Here is a 260-nt window from a genome sequence, read left to right as displayed (position 1 = left end):
CCTCCCCCGAGAGATGGCGGTTTCGAACGGAGTCCTGCCGCTCTATCTGGAAAACGAGACTCTCGTAGTCGCAGTGTCCGACCCCGTGAACTTGCAAAAGATGAGCGGCCTCCAGTTCACGCTCGGACGGCGCATCGGTATGATTCGCGTGCCCCGCGAGGCCCTGCAAGGCGCAATGCGCGCCACCTATGGCCAAACTGCCGTGCCCGAGGTAAACCTCTTGGTCGACGCGGTGGCCGCCCCCCGGGAAATCCGCCGCA

The 260-nt window shown here is 64.2% G+C and carries 1 protein-coding gene; it reads left to right on the top strand.

Translation table 11 applies throughout. The annotated features are described in order from the left end of the window. Positions 1 to 13 precede the first annotated feature (13 nt). Positions 14 to 260, top strand: a 247-nt coding sequence (locus VJI94_RS09010) for a hypothetical protein (RefSeq protein ID WP_416383685.1), incomplete at its 3' end; no start/stop codon positions are given.

It is taken from the genome of Parvimonas sp. D9 (assembly GCF_035282565.1).
Lineage (GTDB): Bacteria > Bacillota > Clostridia > Tissierellales > Peptoniphilaceae > Parvimonas > Parvimonas micra.
This window is presented reverse-complemented; position numbering and strand designations above follow the sequence as displayed.